This window comes from Gemmatimonadales bacterium (assembly GCA_019637315.1).
GTDB lineage: Bacteria > Gemmatimonadota > Gemmatimonadetes > Gemmatimonadales > GWC2-71-9 > SHZU01.
In genome coordinates, this window is the sequence record JAHBVU010000002.1 from 71259 (window position 1) to 91739 (window position 20481).

Annotated in this window: 18 protein-coding genes; 17 read left to right on the top strand and 1 reads right to left on the bottom strand. The window is 64.8% G+C overall.

Features of this window, described 5'->3' with window-relative positions; translation table 11 throughout:
* Nucleotides 1-78: 78 nt before the first annotated feature.
* The 16 genes from KF785_02230 to KF785_02305 all read left to right on the top strand — a co-directional run bounded on the left by KF785_02230 (nucleotide 79) and on the right by KF785_02305 (nucleotide 19479).
* Nucleotides 79-2160: a polyribonucleotide nucleotidyltransferase gene (locus KF785_02230; protein ID MBX3145562.1), complete on the top strand. Its 2082-nt coding sequence runs from the start codon at nucleotides 79-81 to the stop codon at nucleotides 2158-2160.
* Between the two features lie 2 nt (nucleotides 2161-2162).
* Nucleotides 2163-3413: an insulinase family protein gene (locus tag KF785_02235; protein ID MBX3145563.1), complete on the top strand. Its 1251-nt coding sequence runs from the start codon at nucleotides 2163-2165 to the stop codon at nucleotides 3411-3413.
* A gap of 55 nt (nucleotides 3414-3468) precedes the next feature.
* On the top strand, nucleotides 3469-4581 hold the full coding sequence (ald, locus tag KF785_02240; GenBank protein MBX3145564.1) for an alanine dehydrogenase: 1113 nt from the start codon (nucleotides 3469-3471) through the stop codon (nucleotides 4579-4581).
* A 101-nt stretch (nucleotides 4582-4682) separates the two neighbouring features.
* Entirely contained in the window at nucleotides 4683-5123 is a 441-nt protein-coding gene (gene dut / locus KF785_02245; protein ID MBX3145565.1) for a dUTP diphosphatase, read from the top strand.
* Nucleotides 5124-5254: 131 nt separating this feature from the next.
* A complete protein-coding gene (locus KF785_02250) occupies nucleotides 5255-6289 on the top strand; it encodes a rod shape-determining protein (protein ID MBX3145566.1) in 1035 nt (344 codons plus the stop codon).
* A gap of 1 nt (nucleotide 6290) precedes the next feature.
* Complete coding sequence (locus KF785_02255; GenBank protein ID MBX3145567.1) at nucleotides 6291-7133, top strand: rod shape-determining protein MreC; 843 nt, start codon at nucleotides 6291-6293, stop codon at nucleotides 7131-7133.
* On the top strand, nucleotides 7130-7627 hold the full coding sequence (mreD, locus tag KF785_02260; protein ID MBX3145568.1) for a rod shape-determining protein MreD: 498 nt from the start codon (nucleotides 7130-7132) through the stop codon (nucleotides 7625-7627). The genes KF785_02255 and mreD overlap by 4 nt, the downstream gene beginning before the upstream one ends.
* Entirely contained in the window at nucleotides 7624-9495 is a 1872-nt protein-coding gene (mrdA, locus tag KF785_02265; GenBank protein MBX3145569.1) for a penicillin-binding protein 2, read from the top strand. The genes mreD and mrdA overlap by 4 nt, the downstream gene beginning before the upstream one ends.
* Entirely contained in the window at nucleotides 9495-10733 is a 1239-nt protein-coding gene (gene rodA, locus KF785_02270; protein ID MBX3145570.1) for a rod shape-determining protein RodA, read from the top strand. Before mrdA ends, rodA begins: the two co-directional genes overlap by 1 nt.
* 104 nt (nucleotides 10734-10837) lie before the next feature.
* On the top strand, nucleotides 10838-11713 hold the full coding sequence (accD, locus tag KF785_02275) for an acetyl-CoA carboxylase, carboxyltransferase subunit beta (protein MBX3145571.1): 876 nt from the start codon (nucleotides 10838-10840) through the stop codon (nucleotides 11711-11713).
* Entirely contained in the window at nucleotides 11710-12978 is a 1269-nt protein-coding gene (locus tag KF785_02280; protein ID MBX3145572.1) for a hypothetical protein, read from the top strand. The genes accD and KF785_02280 overlap by 4 nt, the downstream gene beginning before the upstream one ends.
* A gap of 44 nt (nucleotides 12979-13022) precedes the next feature.
* A complete protein-coding gene (hisS, locus tag KF785_02285; protein MBX3145573.1) occupies nucleotides 13023-14336 on the top strand; it encodes a histidine--tRNA ligase in 1314 nt (437 codons plus the stop codon).
* A 9-nt stretch (nucleotides 14337-14345) separates the two neighbouring features.
* A complete protein-coding gene (gene proS, locus KF785_02290; protein MBX3145574.1) occupies nucleotides 14346-15797 on the top strand; it encodes a proline--tRNA ligase in 1452 nt (483 codons plus the stop codon).
* Nucleotides 15798-15805: 8 nt separating this feature from the next.
* The gene (gene lysA / locus KF785_02295) at nucleotides 15806-17122 is read left to right on the top strand and encodes a diaminopimelate decarboxylase (GenBank protein ID MBX3145575.1); all 1317 of its coding nucleotides are present in this window, start codon (nucleotides 15806-15808) and stop codon (nucleotides 17120-17122) included.
* Nucleotides 17052-18683: a glutamine-hydrolyzing GMP synthase gene (gene guaA, locus KF785_02300; GenBank protein ID MBX3145576.1), complete on the top strand. Its 1632-nt coding sequence runs from the start codon at nucleotides 17052-17054 to the stop codon at nucleotides 18681-18683. The genes lysA and guaA overlap by 71 nt, the downstream gene beginning before the upstream one ends.
* A gap of 10 nt (nucleotides 18684-18693) precedes the next feature.
* Nucleotides 18694-19479 (top strand): SDR family oxidoreductase, encoded by a 786-nt coding sequence (locus tag KF785_02305; GenBank protein ID MBX3145577.1) that lies wholly within the window; start codon nucleotides 18694-18696, stop codon nucleotides 19477-19479.
* Between the two features lie 57 nt (nucleotides 19480-19536).
* Here the strand turns inward: KF785_02305 and KF785_02310 are convergent, their stop codons facing one another.
* Nucleotides 19537-19989: a PTS sugar transporter subunit IIA gene (locus tag KF785_02310; GenBank protein MBX3145578.1), complete on the bottom strand. Its 453-nt coding sequence runs from the start codon at nucleotides 19987-19989 to the stop codon at nucleotides 19537-19539.
* A gap of 97 nt (nucleotides 19990-20086) precedes the next feature.
* Between KF785_02310 and KF785_02315 the strand changes: the two genes are divergently transcribed.
* Nucleotides 20087-20473, top strand: coding sequence for a DoxX family protein (locus KF785_02315; protein MBX3145579.1), 387 nt, complete (start codon nucleotides 20087-20089; stop codon nucleotides 20471-20473).
* Nucleotides 20474-20481 lie beyond the last annotated feature (8 nt).

The window sequence follows — 20481 nt, forward strand, 5'->3', positions numbered from 1 at the left end:
ATATGACGGGACGCCCTCGGTGCTTTGGGGCTGCCTGGTGTGTCGCCGACCGCCAGTTCACCGTTGAGGGTAAATCCTGTGCATCGTATCGAAACGACTTTTGCCGGGCGGCCGCTGCTGCTCGAAACCGGCCGATTGGCCAAGCAGGCTGCGGGCTCCGTGCTGGCGCAGTTCGGAGAAACCGTGGTGCTGGCGTCCGTCACCGTGAGCAGCCGCGAGTCGTCGCTGCCGTTTTTCCCGCTGACGGTCGAGTATCGCGAAAAGACCTACGCGGCTGGCAAGATCCCGGGCGGTTTCCTTAAGCGTGAGGGCCGTCCGAGCGACGACGAAATTCTGGCGGCGCGGATCATCGATCGCTCGATACGTCCGCTCTTTCCGGAGGGCTTCAAGAACGAAGTCCAGGTCTTCGTGACGGTCGTCTCGGCCGACCAGGAACACGGAGCGGACGTGCTTGGTGCGCTGGCCGCGTCGGCGGCGCTGGCCGTCTCGCCGATTCCGTTCAACGGACCGATCGCGACGGTGCGGGTCGGCCGGGTCGAAGGCAAGTGGATTCTGAACCCGACCTTCCACCAGCTCGAGTTCTCCGATCTCGACGTGACCGTCAGCGGCAACGGCGACTCGATCGGCATGGTCGAGGGCGGTTCGGCCGAAGTGTCCGAGGCGGATGTGATCGAAGCGCTCAAGGTCGCCCAGAAGGGCATCCGTGAGCTGCGGGGGCACATCGAGACGATGGTGGCCAAGGCGGGCAAGCCCAAGATGTCATGGACCCGCTCCGAGCCGGACGCGACGCTGATCAAGCGCGTTCGCGAGCTGGCCGAGAAGGACATGTCCAAGGCGATCAATCACAAGGACAAAGCGGGTCGGGCCGGTCAGGTGCGGTCGATTCGTGAAGCGGCTGCCGCCACGATTGCGGTCGAGTTCCCGGACAAGATCAAGGATGCTGAGGCCGAGCTCGACGAGATCGAGTATCGCGTCATGCGCGGTCAGGTGCTCGACAAGGGCGAGCGGATCGACGGTCGCGATCTCGAGACCGTTCGTCCGATCTCGATCGAGGCTGGTCTCCTCCCGCGGGTGCACGGTTCCACCCTCTTTACTCGCGGGGAAACCCAGGCGCTGGTGGCTGTGACCCTGGGCACGGCCGATGACGAGCAGCGGATCGACTCGATCAACGTGGCCGGCGAGTCGACCAAGTCGTTCATGCTGCACTACAACTTCCCGCCGTACTCGACCGGTGAAGTGCGCCCGATCCGCGGCACCAGCCGCCGGGAGGTCGGACACGGCGCCTTGGCCGAGCGGGCGTTGCAGGCGGTGCTGCCGGGCTTCGATGCCTTCCCGTACACGCTGCGGGTGGTGTCTGAAATTCTCGAATCCAACGGATCGTCGTCGATGGCGACGGTGTGCGGCGGTTCGCTGGCACTGATGGATGCGGGCGTGCCAATCAAGGCGCCGTGCGCAGGTGTCGCGATGGGGTTGATCACCGACGGTAAGCGGGTGGCAGTGCTCACCGACATTCTCGGCACCGAGGATCATCTTGGCGACATGGACTTCAAGGTGGCCGGAACCGAGGCGGGTATTACCTCGATCCAGATGGACATCAAGATCGCCGGCCTGAGCCTCGAAATCATGACCGATGCGCTGGAGCGGGCTCGCCGTGGCCGCCTGCACATCCTGGGCGAGATGAAGAAGGCGCTTGCTGCGCCGCGTGCGGAGCTTTCCAAGTATGCGCCGCGGATCTTCACGATGATGATCAAGCCCGACAAGATCGGTGACGTGATCGGTCCGAAGGGCAAGACCATCCGGGGCATCCAGGACGCCACCGGGGCCAAGATCTCGATCGAGGACTCGGGGTTGGTCACCATCGCCGCTGTCGGTGGTGAGGCGGGCGACAAGGCGCGCGAGATGGTCTCGGCGCTGGTGGCCGAACCCGAGGTCGGCAAAGTCTACGAAGGACCGGTCAAGAGCACGACGGCGTTCGGCGCCTTCGTGGAAATCATGCCCGGCGTCGAGGGCCTGCTGCACATCAGCGAGTTGCAGCATGCGCGGACCGAGAAGACCGAAGACGTGGTCAAGAAAGGCGACATCGTGCGGGTCCAGCTCCTCGAGGTGGATGAGCGGGGCCGTATGAAGCTGTCGCGGAAAGCACTCCTGCCCAAGGAGTGACCGTGGCTCGGGAGCAACTCGACGAGCGGCTCTACCAGACCACCGCACCGAACGGCCTCGTGGTGCTCACCGAGCACCTCCCGGGGCTCCGGTCTGTGGCGGCAGGGGTCTGGTTCCGCTCGGCGAGTGGTCACGAGCGGCGCGAGCAGATGGGCATTGCCCATCTGCTCGAGCATATGGTTTTCAAAGGAACCGAGCGGCGATCGGCCAAGGAACTGGCCCACGCGCTCGAAGTACGCGGCGGTGCTCTCGACGCGTACACCAGCCGGGATCACACCAGTTTTCAGGCCCATGTTCTCGACCAGGACCTGCCGCTCGCGGTGGAGGTTCTGAGCGATCTCGTTCGTCGCCCGCTGCTGCGGCCCGAGGACCTCGAGCTCGAGCGCAACGTCGTGCTCGAGGAGATCAAGGGAGTCGAGGATACCCCGGATGACCTGGTCTTCGACCTGGCTTCGGCGGCGCTCTGGCCTTCGCATCCCTATGGCTACTCCATACTCGGCACCCCGGAGACGGTGGGAGCGCTGACTGCGGCCGACCTGACGGCCTTTCATCGTGGCGCCTATCATCCTCGCAACTCGGTCATTGCGGCCGCCGGTAACGTCGATCACGACCGGTTGCTGGAACACCTGGCCGCTGAGGGGTGGTTTGACACCTCGCTCGACGGCGATCGGACGCCACCGGTTGCGCCGAGCCCTGGCCGCCGCGGCGATCGGTCGGTGGTGCCGCGTGAAACGGCACAGGCACATCTGGTCCTTGGAACGGATACCTTTGCCTCGCGGGATCCGCGGCGATTCGCCCTGGCCATCCTGGTCAACCTGCTGGGCGGCGGGATGTCGAGTCGGCTGTTTCAGCGGGTTCGCGAGCAGTTGGGGCTGGCGTATGCGATCTACGCCTATCAGCAGGCCTACCGATCCGCAGGGCTGCTGGGTATCTACGTGGCGGCGCAGCCCGCCGCGGCGGAGCGGGCTCGGGAGGCGATTGCTGCGGAACTTCGGCAGCTGTCTGCCGGTGACCTGACTGATTCGGAACTGACCGATGGCAAGCGCCAGCTCCAGGGCCAATTGATGCTGGCGCTGGAGAACCCGTCGAGCCGGATGCACCGCCTGGCGGGCTTCGTGCTCAACGACGACCGGTACCGTAGATTGGACGAAGTCCTGGCCACGATCGACGCGGTTAGCCGGGATGACGCGCTGCAAGTAGCCGGGGAGTTCCTGGCACCCGAGCGGATGACTGTAGTGCAGTTGGGCGGCTGAAGTTTCCGGCCGCTCCGGACGTAAACCAACTTTGTCGCGACATGTGGAGACGGGCATGATCATCGGCGTACCGAAGGAGATCAAGACCAATGAGAATCGGATCGCATTGGTCCCGGCTGGTGCGGAGCTACTGACGGAGGCTGGCAATACGGTCTACATCGAGAAAGGCGCGGGGCTGGGAAGCGGCTTCACCGATGAAGACTATGTGGGCGCCGGTGCCAAGATCCTCGATACGGCGGAGGAGGTTTGGGCCAAGGCCGACATGATCATGAAGGTGAAGGAGCCGATCGCGGTGGAGTGGCCCCGGATGCGCGCGGGGCAGGTCATCTACACCTACTTTCACTTCGCGGCGTCCGAGGAGCTGACCCGGGCGGTGATTGCCTCGGGTGCCATTGCGATTGCCTACGAAACCGTTCAGCTGCCGACCGGGGAGCTGCCGCTGCTGACGCCGATGTCCGAGGTAGCCGGTCGAATGGCGGTGCAGGAGGGGGCCAAGTACCTCGAGAAGGTCTACGGCGGTCGGGGTGTGCTGCTGGGCGGCGTTCCCGGTGTGCCGCCGGCCGATGTGATCATCCTGGGTGGCGGCGTGGTCGGCATCAATGCGGCGAAGATGGCGGCCGGCATGGGCGCCAACGTCAGCATTCTCGACCTGTCGCTCGATCGGCTGCGCTATCTCGACGACGTCCTGCCGGCCAACGTCACGACCCTGTACTCCAACCGTTACAACATCCTCGGCGCGATTCAGCGTGCCGATCTCGTGGTTGGCGCCGTGCTGCTCCCGGGCGCCAAGGCGCCGCGACTGATTCGCCGTGACGACCTCAAGACGATGAAGCCGGGTGCGGTCATCGTCGACGTGGCGGTCGACCAGGGCGGGTGTGTCGAAACGATTAAGCCGACGACGCACGAAGATCCGATCTATTTCGTCGACGGGGTGCTGCACTACGCCGTGGCAAACATGCCGGGCGGGGTGCCGCGGACCTCGACCCTGGCGCTGACCAATGCAACGCTGCCCTATGCCATTCCACTTGCCAAGCTTGGCTGGCAGGAGGCCTGTCGCCGCGATCGGTCGTTGCAACTCGGCCTCAACGTGGTGCAGGGCAAGGTGGTGTATCCCGGTGTGGCGGAGGCGTTTAGCCTGCCGCTGGTCGAAGTCGGCGCCGTGCTCTGAGACGAGGCGATCCCGGGCGCGCCGATCGACGGTGCGCCCGGGATCGCCTCTCCCGCAGGTGTTGTTCCCTCGAACCATTTCGCTTCCTCCGCAAAACGATCATGGTGACTGTTCAGATTCAGCGACTCTCTCACGGCGTGGACCTTCCAGTGCCAGCTCTGCAGACAGCGGGCTCGGCAGGTGCGGATATCGCGTCGGCCGATGAGGGCACCCTTCTGCCCGGCGAGCGGCGGATCTTCCGAACCGGCTTTGCCGTGGCCATTCCGACCGGATTCGAAATCCAGATTCGGCCGCGCTCTGGCCTGGCGCTCAATCACGGGATCACCCTTCCCAACAGCCCCGCCACGATCGACTCGGACTACCGCGGCGAACTCAAGGTCGGGCTGATCAACCTGGGCCAGGAGCCGTTCCAGGTGACTCGCGGCATGCGGATCGCCCAGTTGGTACTCGGTCGAGTCGAGCCGGTGCAATTTCGGCTGGCTGATTCGTTACCAGCGACGTCGAGGGGAGAGGGCGGTTTTGGGAGTACCGGCCTCAAGTAACTTGCCGTTTCATTCTTAAACGTCCTTCTTGGGCCCGGGGGGTCAGGTCGGGCGAGGTCGGCTGGTGCAGCCTTGTCGAAGTTCTTGCCGGACATTAACTTGCGCATCGGCCGGGGGGCGTCAGCTATCTCATGAAGTTTCCGTTCAAATTCAAGTCACTCATACCCGCGAACGAGATCGCCGTCGATCTCGGCACGGCAAACACGCTGGTCTACGTCAAGGGCGAGGGGATCGTCCTCAACGAGCCGTCGGTGGTCGCCATCGATCGGGCCAGCGGAGAGCCCAAGGCGTTCGGACTGGATGCTAAGCGGATGCTCGGGCGTACGCCTGAGGGGATCATCGCCGTCCGTCCACTCAAAGACGGGGTAATCGCCGACTTCGAGCGGACCGAGAAGATGCTGCGTCACTTTCTCAGGACCATCATCTCGAAGCACTTCTTCCACGTCAAACCGATGGTCATCGTTGCGGTGCCCTCCGGGATTACCGAGGTGGAGCGCCGCGCGGTTCGTGACTCGGCGGAAACGGCGGGCGCCAAGGCTGTCTTCATGGTGGCGGAGCCGATGGCCGCGGCGATTGGGGTGGGCCTTCCGGTCGAAACGCCGACTGGCAACATGGTGATCGATATCGGCGGCGGTACTACCGAGATCGCCGTGATTGCGCTGTCCGGCATCGTCTGTGACACCTCGATCCGGACCGGCGGCGACGAGCTCGACCAGGCCATCGTCCAGTTCATGCGGAAGAATTACAACCTGCTGGTTGGTGAGCCGACGGCCGAGGCGATCAAGATCAAGATCGGGTCCGCCTACCCGACGGGCGACGAGCGGGAGATGGAAGTCAAAGGCCGCGACCTGGTCTCGGGTATTCCCAAGACGGTTCGAGTGCATTCGACCGAGGTGCGTGAGGCGGTTCAGGAGCCGATTCAGCAGATCGTCGACGCGGTGCGCCGGGCCTTGGAAATCACGCCGCCCGAACTGGCCGCGGACATCGTCGATCGCGGCATCGTGATGACCGGCGGCGGCGCCCTGATTCGCGGTCTCGATCTTCTGTTGCAGCAGGAAACCGGTCTGCCGATCCACGTCGATGAGGATCCCCTGACGTGCGTCGTCCGCGGTACCGGTCGCATTCTCGACGAGTACGACAAGTATCGGAATGTCCTGACGAGGTGACATGAGGCCGAGCCTGGGCCGGTCGCTGTCCCGGAGCGATACGTTCCTTCTCGCGGTGTGCCTGGTCCTGTCGCTCATTGCGCTGGCCTTGCCGTCGCGCTGGACTCAGGCGTTTGCCTCCTGGGTGCGGTCGACCGCGCTTGCCCCGCTTCTCTGGATCCAGAACAACGCCGAAGAACAGCGCACCAGCCGGCTGCGGTTGCGGGCTATTGCCGGCGCCCGCGATTCGGCGGCTCTCGCTGCGCAATCGCTGGCGGCCCTGACCGCCGAGAACCAGCAGCTCAGGGCGTTGCTCGAGTTGCGGCCGCGGGTTGGCTACCAGACGGTGCCAGCCGAGGTGCTCCGTCAGTCGCTCCCGACCGACGGACGGACCCTGCTGCTCGGGGCGGGGCAGTCGTCCGGAGTCGCAGTGGGTGACCCCGTGGTGTCGCCGGAAGGGCTGATCGGCCTGGTGATCAGTGTGGATGCGGCGTCGTCAATCGCGATGTCCTGGGCGCATCCCGATTTTGCCGTGGCCGCGGTGACAGAAGATGGCAGCGTAATGGGTCTTGCGGCGCCGATCGGCAATGTCGGCGCCAATGAAGCGTTTCTGGAGCTTCGGGGTGTGCCGTATCGTGACACGGTTGCGGTCGGTACGCAGGTGCTGACGTCCGGGCTCACCGGGGTCTATCCCAAGGGCATACCGATCGGTCGGGTTGCCGGCGTGCGTCGTGAAGAACTGGGATGGGAGCGGATCTATCGCCTCAACCCGCTGGCCAATCCGGCGCACGTAACACACGTCCTGGTGTACCTGATCCGCAGCAGCAGCCGACTGTCCATCGGCGAGCCTGATTCCAATCCATGATGACGAGCCGGCGGGCCCAGCGGTGGCGGGTCGGAGTGGTGATCGCGATTCTGGTTGCCGCGCATTTCTACGTTCGTCCGTGGTTCGGGGGGCGTGCCGGTCCGGATCTGATCATGCTGGCCATGATGCTGGTTGCGATTCGGAGCCGCCCGGGAACGGCCGCGGTGGTCGGATTCGTGGTCGGGCTCACCGCAGACATTCTGACCCCGGCGCGATTCGGAGCGGGTGCGTTGGCGCACACGATCGTCGGGTATCTCGCGGCGTGGGGCCGAGCGGTGTTCTTCCCGGACAACCTGCTGGTCAATGCCGGCCTGTTTGCCGCTGGCCTTTGGCTCCGAAACCTGATTGTATTGATCACCAGTTCGGCGACGACGGGTGACCTGGCGGAATCGCTCCTGATCTGGTCGCCGATCCAGGCGTTGTCTACGGCCGTGGCGGGGGTGATCGTCGTGGTGTTGTTCCGAGAGTGGCTGGCCATCCGGTTGGAAGAATGAGCAGCGCGTTCAATCCCTTCCGGGTTCGCGAGCGGAGCACGATCGCGGCGTGGGTGCTCGCCGTGGTGTTCCTGCTGCTGGTGGCGGCGTTTTTCCGGGCGCAGGTACTGAGCAGCGAGGATTTCCGCCGACAGTCGGCCAACAATCGGATTCGGCGCCTGACGCTGGCCTCGCCGCGCGGAATCATTTTCGATCGGCATGGCATTCCCATCGCCGAGAACGCTCCCGGGTATACGGTGCGGCTGGTGGCGCGGACCGGGTCCGGGCAGAGTCCGAAGGACTCATTGCGGGCCGTGGTGCGCCGGATCGGAAAGCTGGTGTCGGTCAGCGACGATCTGGAAGCCCAGGTCATCCGCCGGTACGAGATCGCGCCCTTCCAACCCGCGCTCGTCTTCGCCAATGCAAGCCTCGAGACGGTGGCGGTGCTTGAAGAACACCGGTATCTGCTGCCCGGACTGGTGGTGCGCACGGAACCGCGTCGATCCTATCCGGGCGGGGCCGCTGTCGCGCATCTGATCGGTTACGTCACCGAAGTCTCGGACGACGACCTCGACAAGAAACGCTATCCCGGCGCCAAGGCGGGAACGCTGGTCGGCAAGGACGGACTCGAGTTCCGTTACGATTCGATCGTGCGGGGCCTCGAGGGCGTCAGCTTCGTCGAGGTCGACGCCCGGGGCCGGATGGTTCGAGATGAGAGTCAGTCGCCGGTATTGCGACCGGTGGCGGGTGAACCGATCAAGACGACCATTGATTTGGATCTCCAGCTCTTTACCGACAGCCTGTGGAATGCGGAGCGACCGGGTACGCGCGGCGCCTTGATTGCGATGCAGCCCGACGGCGAAGTGCTGACGCTATACTCGGCGCCCGCGTTCGACCCGAACGAGTTCATCAGCGGTATCACGTCGAGGCGCTGGGCTGAACTCAACACCGACGAGGCGCGACCGCTGCTCAATCGGGCCGTGCGCGGCACCTTTCCTCCTGGATCGCCGTTCAAGCTGGTGACGGCCGCCGTGGCGCTCAAACGGGGGCTGGTCGACTTCGACACCCATATGCCGCAGTCGTGTTCCGGCGGACTGCGGTTCGGGAATCGGGTGTTCCACTGCTGGAAGCGTAGCGGCCACGGCTCTCTTGATCTGAGGGGAGCGATTGCGAACAGTTGCAACGTCTATTTCTACCAGCTCGGCCTCAGAATCGGTCTTCCGAACCTGCTCAGCGAAGTCACCGCAATGGGGCTTGGGCAGCCGACCGGCATCGATCTTGGGTCCGAACGCAGCTCGATCTTTCCTCCCTCGACCGCGTACTACGACCGGCAGTACGGGCCGCGCGGCTGGAGCAACGCGGTCACCCTCAACCTGTCGATCGGGCAGGGCGAAAACACCCAGACGCTGCTGAGCCAGGTCAGGTTCTACGCCGCCCTGGCGGGCGACGGCGCCATTCCGACTCCGTATATCGTCAACCCGCCGACTGGTGCGCAGCGCTCGCTGGGCTTGACCCCGGAGCAGCTGCGAGGCTTGCGGAGTGCGATGCAGGCCGTGGTCGACCACGGCACGGCGGCCCGGAGCGGCGGCCGGGATATCAGGGTTGGCGGCAAGACTGGGACCGCCCAGAACCCGCACGGCCCCGATCATGGCTGGTTCGTGGCCTTTGCGCCGGCCGATGAGCCCAAGATCGTGGTCGGCGCCATCATGGAGTTTGCCAGGCACGGGTCGGGCGTCGCGCCCTTCGTGGTCAAAGTGATTCGGCGCTATCTGGAGGGTCTCGATCCCTCGCTGAGCGACGCCGAGGTACGACTCCTGATTCAGCCCGATTCCGCGACCACAGTGTCGGAGTTGCCAGAGGATTCGGCGGGACCGGCGCGAGAGCCGTGATGCGGACAGCCCTCGACAGGCCGCTGCTTGTTACGCTGATCCTGCTCTGCGGGTACGGCCTCGCCATGGTCTATTCGGCCGGACAGACTGATGTTCCCTCGGTTGCCGAGGGCGCCTGGATTCGGCAGGCTGGCTGGATGGCGATCGGCGCCACGGCAGCGGCCCTGTCCTTTAGAGTCTCTTTCCGCTTGCTCGAGTGGAGTGCGCCGATGCTCTACGGGCTCGGCCTGGTTCTGCTCCTCGTAACACTTTTCATCGGGACCGGGGCGGGCACGGCGGCGAGCAGCAGAAGCTGGCTCACGATCGCGGGCGTCCGGCTTGGTCAGCCCGTTGAGCTTGCGAAGCTGGGGACCGTGCTGCTGCTTGCTCGCTACCTCTCCAGCCTCAGGCACGCTCCCGCGACGCTCCGAGACCTGGTCAAGCCGGGTTTGATTGCGGGCATACCCTTCCTGCTCGTGATGCAGCAGCCGGATCTGGGAAGCGCGATGGTCTTCATCGGGATCGTGTTTGCGATGCTGTTCTGGGCCGGTGTCCGACCCTCCCTGCTGCTCCTGCTTGCCTCGCCGATGGTGAGTCTGCTGCTTGCCGCTAACACGGTCTGGTGGGCTGGCTGGATCGTCCTGCTGACGGTGCTCCTGCTGGTGTGGCGGACCTATGTCAGCGAGGGCGTCTTCATCTGGCTCGTCAATGCGGCGATGGGCGTGCTCGCGATCATGCTCTGGGATCGTCTCAAACCCCACCAGCAGCTGCGGCTGGTCTCCTTCCTCAACCCGGCTGCCGACCCGGTCAATTCAGGGTACCAGGCGATTCAGTCGAAGGTTGCCATCGGCTCGGGCGGATGGTTCGGCAACGGCTGGCTGGAGGGTCCGCAGAAGCGCCTTGCCTTCCTGCCCGAGCAGCAGACCGATTTCATCTTTTCGGTGGTCGGGGAAGAGCTGGGGTTCATTGGCGTCCTCGTGGCCCTGGTGCTGTTCTATCTCCTGTTCATGATCCTGGTGCGGGTGGCCAGGCGGGCCACCGACACCTTCAGCAGCCTGGTTGTCTTCGGGGTGCTCGGTGTGCTGTTTACCCATGTCTTCGAGAATATCGGGATGACGATCAACATCATGCCGATTACCGGGATTCCGCTGCCGTTTTTTTCCTATGGCGGATCCTTCATTCTGGCGTGTGGCCTGTCGATGGGGCTTGTGTTCCGGGTTGCTTGGGACTCAAGATTGAGTGGCTATGTCGAGACATAGCAACATGTTAGGTGTCAAGGTCTGGCGCGAACCGACCCCGGCCGCCAGATTCCACCGCTCGATTTCTTCTGCGGAGCGATTCTCCTTGCGAGTCGGTGGCAGCGATGGCCTGGTTTAAGAAGGAACGAAAGCCTCGGGCGTCCCAGCGCGCCCGCCTCGAGATCCCGAAAGACGCATGGGACAAGTGCGAGGCGTGCGATCACGTCGACATTCGGGAGCGGTTCGAGCGGGCTCTCAATGTCTGCCCGGCTTGCGGCCACCATCGCCGCTTCACGGCGGAGGAGTACATCGAGCTGTTGACCGATGCGGGAACCTGGCGGGAGCTGAACGGCAACCTGCGCGCACTGGACCCGCTTTCGTTCGAGCACTATCCTGATCGCACCAAGCTTTCCCAAGCCAAGACGGGTCAGCTCGATGCGATGTTCACCGGACTGGCGCGCCTCGAGTCGATTCCGATCCACCTGGGCGTCATGAACTTTGCCTTCATGGGCGGTTCGATGGGCTCGGTGGTTGGTGAGCGGATTGCCCGGCTGGCGCGCCGCTCGGCCGACAAAGGGGTCCCGCTCATTCTGGTCTGCTGCTCTGGCGGCGCCCGAATGCAGGAAGGCGTCTTCTCACTGATGCAGATGGCCAAGACATCAGCGGCCATTGCGGAGGTGAAGCGTGAAGGGGTGCCGTTCCTGACTCTGCTTACCAACCCGACTACAGGTGGGGTCTCGGCGAGCTACGCCATGCAGGGAGACGTGATCCTTGCAGAACCGGGGGCGGTCATCGGGTTTGCCGGCCAGCGGGTCATCAAACAAACCATCGGACAGGATCTTCCCGAAGGTTTTCAGACGGCCGAGTTTCTGCTGGAGCACGGCCAGATCGATGATGTCGTTCCCCGGGGCTCGCTTCGTGAAACCGTGACCCGGCTCTTCCGCCATATGCTGGGTCACAAGTCTGAGGCTCAGGTCGGAGGGCCGAGGGCCGAGGGGTGAGCGAGCCCGCGAGCCCGATGGTCGAGGCTGCGGAGCTCAGCTATCGCGACGCCCTCGACTTTCTCTTTCCCAGAACCACCGCGATCAAGTTCGGCCTCGAGCGGACCGAGCGCCTGCTGGCCGCGCTCGGCAATCCGCACCACGTAGTGCCGGTTGTGCACGTCGGCGGCACCAATGGGAAGGGAAGCGTCACTGCCCTCGTCGTCGCTGCGCTGGCGGAAGCCGGGTGGCGGGTTGGGACCTACACCTCGCCACATCTCGTCGATTTTCGTGAGCGGATAACCGTCGGCGGCGTTCCGATATCGGAAGCAGCCGTGGCGATGTGGACGGCTCGGCTCCGTCCTCTGATCGAGGCTGAGGGCGCGACGTTCTTCGAGGCCGCCACCGCGATTGCGTTTGCGGACCTGGCCGCTCGCGGTGCCGAGATTGCCGTGATCGAGGTCGGCCTGGGTGGCCGACTGGACAGCACGAACGTGGTCCGGCCGCTGGCGAGCGGGGTCACCAAAATCGCGATGGACCACCAGAAGTATCTCGGGGACACACTCGAGCGGATTGCCGCCGAGAAGGCGTGGATTGCCAAACCGGGGGCGCCGTTCGTGATCGGCGAGGAAGATCCTGCCGTAATAGCCGTCCTGGCATCGGAAGCCGCCCGGGCGGTTCAGTCCATCGATGCCGGCGTCCATCCCGATCTCCGGGTGGTTCCCGCTGGCGTCGCTTGGGATGGCCCCCTGGGTCTGGCAGGACCGCACCAGCGACGCAATGCGGCCGTCGCCGCCGCGTTGCTGGCGGCCCTGCCGGTGCCCTATCGACCGTCGTCCGAGGCGACGGCTGCCGGTTTTGCGGCGGCCTTCGTTCCCGGGCGGCTCGATCGTCGGGGCAAGTGGCTCTTCGACGTGGCCCACAATCCGGACGGGGTCCGAGCACTGGTGCGGGCCCTGCAGGATCAGGCGCCGGCGGGGCCCGTCCATGCTCTGGTCTCGATCCTGGGCGACAAGGAGTGGCCCGCGATGCTGGTCGAGCTCGACCGGGTCGTCGACCAGGGTGTTCTGACCGTTGCGCCGTCCGCCGATACGCGGAAGTGGGACCTGGAATGGCTTCGTCAGTGGCTGGAGCGGTCGGATCGCCCGTTGGCCCGGGCCCGCTGGAGACTGATCGAGGACTTCCCTGCGGCGTTGGCGGAGGTGCAAGACGGGGCCGGAACCGTGCTGGTCACCGGTTCGTTCCACACCGTTGGCGACGTCATGGCCGCACTGGGTTTCGCCTGACGCAGAGCCGTCCATAACCGGGGTGCCCCCGTCTATATTGGGGCATGGCGATTCAGGCCCTCCCCGGCTTCCGTGACTTCCATCCAGATGATCTCGCCGCTCGGTCGCACCTCTTCGGGGCGATGCGGCGCGTGGCCCTCAGGTACGGGTTCCAGGAGTACGACGGACCGCCGCTCGAGTCGCTGGAGCTGTACACCAGGAAGAGTGGCGACGAGATCGTCGGGCAGCTCTACAACTTCCGGGACAAGGGCGACCGGGAGGTTGCGCTTCGCCCGGAAATGACGCCGACCCTGGCGCGCATGGTGGCGCCGAAGGCGGCAGCGCTCAAGAAGCCGATCCGCTGGTTCTCGATTCCCCAGCTGTTCCGGTATGAACGGCAGCAGCGTGGACGGCTTCGGGAGCACTTTCAGCTCAACTGCGATCTGATTGGCGAGGCGGGGCCGCTGGCCGATGCCGAGATCATTGCGCTTTCGATCGACGTGATGCGCGAGCTCGGCCTGACCGAGGCCGATGTCCGGGTGCGCATCTCCGATCGGCGTTTGCTGACCGGCATCCTGACCCGACTCAGCTTTACGGATGCCCAGCGGACGCTCGCGTTTCAGGCGCTCGACAAGCTGGGTCGCAATGAGTACGCGGCGCGGGAGGCGGCGCTGCGAGCGGCTGGAGTCGATGAGTCCGCGCTGGCGCGGCTGTCGGGGCTCGCCACCTTGAACGGGTGGGACGCGCTCGATCAGGCGTTTCCCGATCTCGGGGCCGCCGCCGCGCCGCTCCGAGCCAGTTGGCAGGCCCTCGAGGCCATGGGACTCGGTCGGTACCTCGATCTTGACCTCACGATCGTGCGCGGGCTGGCGTACTACACGGGCACGGTGTTCGAGCTCTTCGATGCCCAGCGATCGCTGCGCGCCATTTGCGGCGGCGGCCGCTACGACGGTCTGTTGCAGGCGCTCGGCGGTGTCGACCTGCCCGCGCTCGGCTTCGGCATGGGTGACGTGGTGCTGGGTGACCTGTTGCGGGAGCGCGGGCTGTTGCCGCGCGCGCCGGCCAGCGCCGATGTCTTCGTGGCTCAGGTCACGGCGGACGACCGTCCGCATGTGCTGGCGGTGACGCACCAGCTGCGCGATGCGGGCTTTCGGGTGGAGTTTCCGTTTGCGGAGCAGGCCGTTGGCAAGCAGCTCAAACTGGCAGACGCACGCGGTGCGCGGGCAGTCGTGGTGATCGGGCCCGATGATCGAGCCCGCGGACACGTGGTACTCAAAGACCTGGCGGCGGGATCACAGCTGGCTATCGAGCCGGCACGCTTGCCGGAGGCGCTCGACCACATGGGCATTGCCAGGGTCGCAGCTGGGATCGAACGATAAGGAATCGGCATGTCGGACAACAAGGCACTCACGACTCGGGCGCAGGATTTCAGCGCCTGGTACAATGAACTCATCGCTCGCGCTGAACTGGCCGATTACAGCCCCGTGCGCGGCTGTATGGTGATTCGCCCGAACGGCTTTGCGATCTGGGAGCACATGCAATCCGCGCTCGACCGGATGTTCAAGGACACCGGGGTGCAGAACGCGTACTTCCCGGTCTTCATTCCGCAGAGCTTTCTGGCCAAAGAAGCTGAGCACGTCGAGGGCTTTGCGCCCGAGACGGCGGTTGTCACGCACGCTGGCGGCAAGGAACTCGAAGAGCCACTCGTGGTCCGTCCGACCTCGGAAACGATCATCGGTGCGATGATGGCGAAGTGGATTCAGAGCCACCGGGATCTGCCGCTGCTGCTCAACCAGTGGTGCAACGTGGTGCGCTGGGAAATGCGGACCCGGTTGTTCCTGCGGACCACCGAGTTCCTCTGGCAGGAGGGGCACACCGCCCACGCCACTGAGGCGGATGCGGAGGCCAAGACGCTCGAAATCCTGCAGATCTATCGACGTTTTCAGGAAGAGTACCTGGCCATCCCCGTCGTCTCGGGGCGCAAGAGCGAAGGCGAGAAGTTTGCCGGCGCGCTGCGGACCTACGCACTCGAGGGCCTGATGCAGGACAACAAGGCCCTTCAGCTGGCGACCAGCCACAATCTCGGGCAGAACTTTGCCAAGGCATTCGATATCACATATCAGACGGCCGACGGCGGGCTCGAGCACGTCTGGAATACGTCGTGGGGCTCCTCGACTCGAATGATCGGCGGCATGATCATGGCGCACAGCGACGACGCGGGCTTCGTTTGTCCGCCACGCCTGGCGCAATGGCAGGTCGTAATCGTGCCGATCTACAAGACCGACTCGGAACGGGCAACTGTTTTCGAGGCCGCCACGCGGCTTGCGGCTGAGCTCAAGGCGCAGGACCTTCGCGTCATGGTCGACACCCGTGAGGGGATCAAGCCGGGTGCCAAGTACTATGAGTGGGAAGGGCGAGGTGTGCCGTTCCGAATCGAGATCGGTCCCCGCGACCTCACCACCAGTTCGGCCATGCTGGCCCGACGGCTGGGTGGCCCGAAAGTCTCGCTTCCTCTCGCAGGGCTCGGGGGGCGTTTGCATGGCGAGATCGATGCCATGCAGCGTAATCTGATCGATGCCGCCCAGACGCGGCGCGAGGCCAACACGCTTCGGGGTCCGAAGAGCAAGCAGGAGTTCATCGACTATCTGGAAAGCGGTGGCGGGCTGGTCTATACCGGTTGGTGCGGAGATGCCGCCGTCGAGGCCGAGATCAAGGAGGCGACCAAGGCGACGATCCGGGTAATCCCTGATCCCGAATTCCGATCAGCGACGGCTCCGACCACCTGTATTTGGACGGGGAAGCCCGCCGCAGCCGAAGTGGTTTTTGCGAGGGCGTATTGAACGCGCCGGTGGCTCGCACCGACGCATCGGCGCCGGCGGATCCAACGCCGCTCTTCGCCGATGCCGGGCTCGAGCGGGACGGGCACGGCGTGCTTCGCATGGGCGGCGTGTCGCTCGACTCGATCGCCGCCGATATCGGGACACCGGCCTATCTTTACCACGCGGCACCGATTCGGGAGCGATATCGGTCGTTGACGGCGGCGTTTCGCGAGATTCCGCATGAGATACACTATGCGGTCAAAGCGAACTCGAATTTGGCGGTTCTGAATCTTCTCAAAGGGCTTGGCGCCGGGGCCGACATCGTGTCGGGCGGCGAACTGCAGCGGGTGCTGCGTGCTGGATTCGACCCCGGGTTGATTGTCTTCAGCGGCGTCGGGAAATCGGAAGAGGAACTCGAAGCGGCGGTGGCTGCCCGGATCGGCAGCATCAATATCGAAGCGCCTGAAGAAATGACGGTGCTCGAGCGGATCGCCGCCCGTCGATCCGATCCGAGTCCGATCCGGTTGGGTATTCGAGTCAATCCCGATGTCGCAGCGGAGACCCATCCATATATCTCGACGGGCGCCGGCGGCATCAAGTTCGGGGTCCCGGTCGAGCAGGTGCCTGCGCTCGCCAAGCGGATCGCGTCGAACCCGCGGTTTACCCTGGTCGGCATCGCCATGCACCTGGGGAGCCAGTTGCTCGATCCTGCTCCCTTCACCCGCGGTGCTGCCAAGCTGACGGAGCTGCTCGACCAGCTGAAGGACCTCGGGATCAGGACCATCACGACCCTCGATGCGGGCGGCGGGCTGGGAATCCGGTATCGCGATGAGACGCCGCTCAGTCCGGAAAGTCTTGCTGCGCAGCTCGGCCCGATCGTGACCGGGCGGGGGCTGACGCTGCACCTGGAACCCGGTCGGTACCTGGTGGGCAGTGCGGGCATTCTGCTCGCCAAGGTGCTCTATCGCAAGCGTTCGGGGGGGAAGGACTTCGTCATCGTCGACGCGTCGATGACCGATCTGGTGCGCCCGAGCCACTACCAGGCCTATCATGCGATGGTCGAGACCACCAGCCGCCATGCCAACGGCGTGGTGGCCGACGTGGTTGGCCCGGTCTGCGAAACCGGCGACTTTCTGGCGCTCGAGCGGCTGCTTCCCGACGTTCAGCCCGGGGAGCGCATCGCGATTCTCTGTGCCGGCGCCTACGGTGCCGTGATGTCGTCCAACTACAACACCAGGCCTCGGGCGCCGGAGGTGCTGGTCGATCGCGGCCGGTATGCCGTTGCCCGCCCGCGTGAGACTACCGACGCGCTCTTCCGCGACGAGGTGGTCGAGCCGTTACCGTAACAGGGTCCCCGTGAGCAAGAACGCAGTTCTCATCCTGGATTTTGGTTCCCAGTTTACCCAGCTGATTGCGCGCCGGGTCCGCGAAGCGCACGTCTACTGCGAAATCCACCCGCCTACCCGCTCGCTCGAGTGGATCAAGGCGTGGGATCCGAAGGGAATCATTCTCTCGGGAGGCCCCAATTCGGTGTACGACGAGGGCGCGCCAACCGCTCCCGAAGGCGTGCTCGAACTCGGCGTCCCGGTGCTGGGGCTGTGCTACGGGATGCAGATCATGGCGCAGCTGGCGGGGGGCGTCGTGGTTCCTGCCGGCCGTCGCGAGTATGGTCGGGCGCAGATCACAGTGCAGGGCGGCAAGCTGTTCGGTGGCTTTCATGCCGGCGAGGGCACCACGGTCTGGATGAGCCATGGTGATCACGTCGATGCGGTGCCGCCGGGGTATCGCCTGACCGCATCGAGTGACAACTGCCCGGTCGCCGGCATCGAGCACGAACGCGAGCCGTGGTACGCGGTGCAGTTCCATCCGGAGGTTGCCCACACGGCCCGCGGCGGAGAAATCCTCAACGCCTTCCTCTTCGATGTCTGCGGTTGCAGCCCCGACTGGACCTCGGCGCACTTCATCGAGACCGAGGTTGCCAAGGTCCGAGCTCAGACCGGCGAGACGGCCCGCGTCATCTGCGGCCTCTCGGGCGGGGTCGACTCCGCCGTGGCGGCTGCACTGGTGCATCGCGCCGTGGGCGACCGGCTGACCTGCATCTTCGTCGATCACGGCTTGCTGCGGTTGCATGAGCGCGAGCAGGTCGAGCAGACCTTCCGGCGTCACCTGGGCATTGACCTGCGGGTTGTCGATGCCAGCGAGCAGTTCCTCGGCCTGCTCGACGGTGTGACCGACCCGGAGCAGAAACGCCGGATCATCGGCCATACCTTCATCGATGTCTTCGAGCAGGCGGCCAGAGAAGTTGGCGATGGCGTCGGCTTTCTGGTGCAAGGGACGCTCTATCCCGATGTGATCGAGTCCGTCTCGCCGACGGGTGGGCCATCGGTGACGATCAAGAGCCATCACAATGTCGGCGGCCTGCCCGAGCGCCTGCCGTTCAAGCTGGTCGAGCCGCTGCGGGAGCTCTTCAAAGACGAAGTTCGTTCGGTAGGCAGGGAGCTTGGCCTGCCTGAAGAGATCGTCGGGCGACATCCCTTCCCGGGGCCCGGGTTGGCCATTCGTATTCTCGGGGAGATCACCCGGCCATCGCTCGATACCTTGCGCCAGGCCGACGCGATCTATCTCGAGGAGATTCGGGCGGCGGGCCTCTACGACGACATCTGGCAGGCCTTCGCGGTCCTGCTGCCGATTCGGTCGGTCGGTGTGCAGGGCGATGGGCGGACCTACGATCAGGTGATTGCCCTTCGGGCGGTCACCAGCCGAGACGGCATGACGGCCGACTGGTACCCGTTTCCGCCGGAGGTCATGGGACGGATGTCCAATCGGATAGCCAATGAAGTTCGCGGCGTCAATCGCGTCGTGTACGATGTCAGCTCGAAGCCGCCCGCCACGATCGAGTGGGAGTAGAGACCCCGCAATGAGTTCGGACTCGACGCCACCGCCTCCGCTGCGGGTGCTGGTCACGGCAGCAGGCGGTGGTTTGGGCCGTGTGATCGCCCTGCGGTTTCGCGCGGCTGGGGCCGCTGTCGTCGCCTGCGATATCGACGGCGCAGCTATTGCACAGGTCGCTCAGGAGTCGGACGGCATCGTTGGTATCCGCGCCGATGCGGGTATCGAGTCGGACGTTGCCGGCGTTTTCGAGATGGTCGACCGCCAGCTGGGCGGCCTCGACGTGCTGGTGAACAACGTTGGCGTGGCGGGCCCGACGGCGGCGGCTGAGGACGTGACCTTGGATCAATGGGAGAGTTGCCTCCGCGCCAACCTGACCAGTCATTTCCTGTTCGCCAGGGGAGCCATCCCGGGCATGAAGCATCAGGGCAGCGGCCTCATCGTCAACATCTCCTCGGGCAGTGCCAAGGTCGGCCTGCCACTTCGATTGCCGTATGTCGTGTCGAAAGGCGCGGTGCTCAGCCTGACGACCAACCTTGCCCGGGAACTGGGGCCGTCTGGCATTCGGGTCAATGCCATCCTCCCTGGGGCCATTCGCGGCCCGCGGATCGAGCGGGTCATTGCGGCCAAGGCGGAGGCGCTCGGCGTATCGCCGACCGACTACGAACGGTCGCTGCTCCGCTACATCTCGATGCGAACGATGGTCGAGCCGGACGATATCGCTGCGATGATCGAGTTTCTTGCCTCACCCGGAGGCGCCCGGATTACGGGTCAGCTGATCGGGGTTGACGGCAACGTCGAATGGGAGGAGTAGACCTGACCAAGACGACGGCGTGCCGTGCGTCTGCGGGATATGGGACGCTCGCGCCTGTCAGGCTGTCTTGAGGTCGAGGAGTGCCAGAAACTCCTCGGCAGAGCTGAGGCGACTCAGCCGGAGGGGCACCTCGGGGTCTTTGGCAAGCTGTGCAATCTTGCCGAGTACTGGCAGGTACTGATTGGCGACCTCGGACGGCGGAGCCACGATCAGGAACACGTTGTTGACGATCTTCTGATCGATGGCATTGAAGTCGATTCCTCCCTGATGCCGGCCAAAGGCGACCCGAAGGCGGTTCACGGCAAGCGTGCGGCAATGGGGTACGGCAATACCCCGTCCGATGCCAGTCGACCCCAGTTGCTCCCTTCGCTGGACCAGCCGAAGTACCGTGCCGTGCGAACGCGGATCGATTCCGAGGAGGTGCACCATCTCCGCCAGTACCGCATCCTTGTCGGTACCGTGGAGATCGAGCGAGATTGCTCGAGGGTCGAAGAAGTCGCGCAGTCGCATGCGGGGGGAAGTCTATGAGTCTGGCGGGGAATCCGGTAGGGTGGTCGGTCGCATCCTGCGCAATCCGTTGATCCATCCTTCGTCTGGCTGAGGTTCTATGGCGCTGTCTGCCGCGCAATCGCTGAGTTTGATACGTCGGATCGTGGCGGCAACGTTACTGATTCATGGCGCAGCCAGGATCGCGCACAGCGGCGTTTCTCCATTTGGCGAGTTCCTGGCCGGGCAGGGCATTCCGTTTGGCTTCGCCCTGGCCTGGGCAATCTCGATTTTCGAGGTGATCGGCGGCATTGCGTTGTGGCTGGGCCGATTCGTCCGACCGGTCGCGTGGCTCTTCGCGGGTCAGCTGGCCGCCGGTGTTGCCCTGGTTCACGCTCGTGAGGGTTGGTTCGTCGTCGGGTTGGGGCGGAACGGGATGGAGTTCAGCGTGCTGCTGATCGGCTGCCTGGTTGCCCTGGCGCTGGCTCACGGGCCTGCACGCAAGTAGTTTTAGGC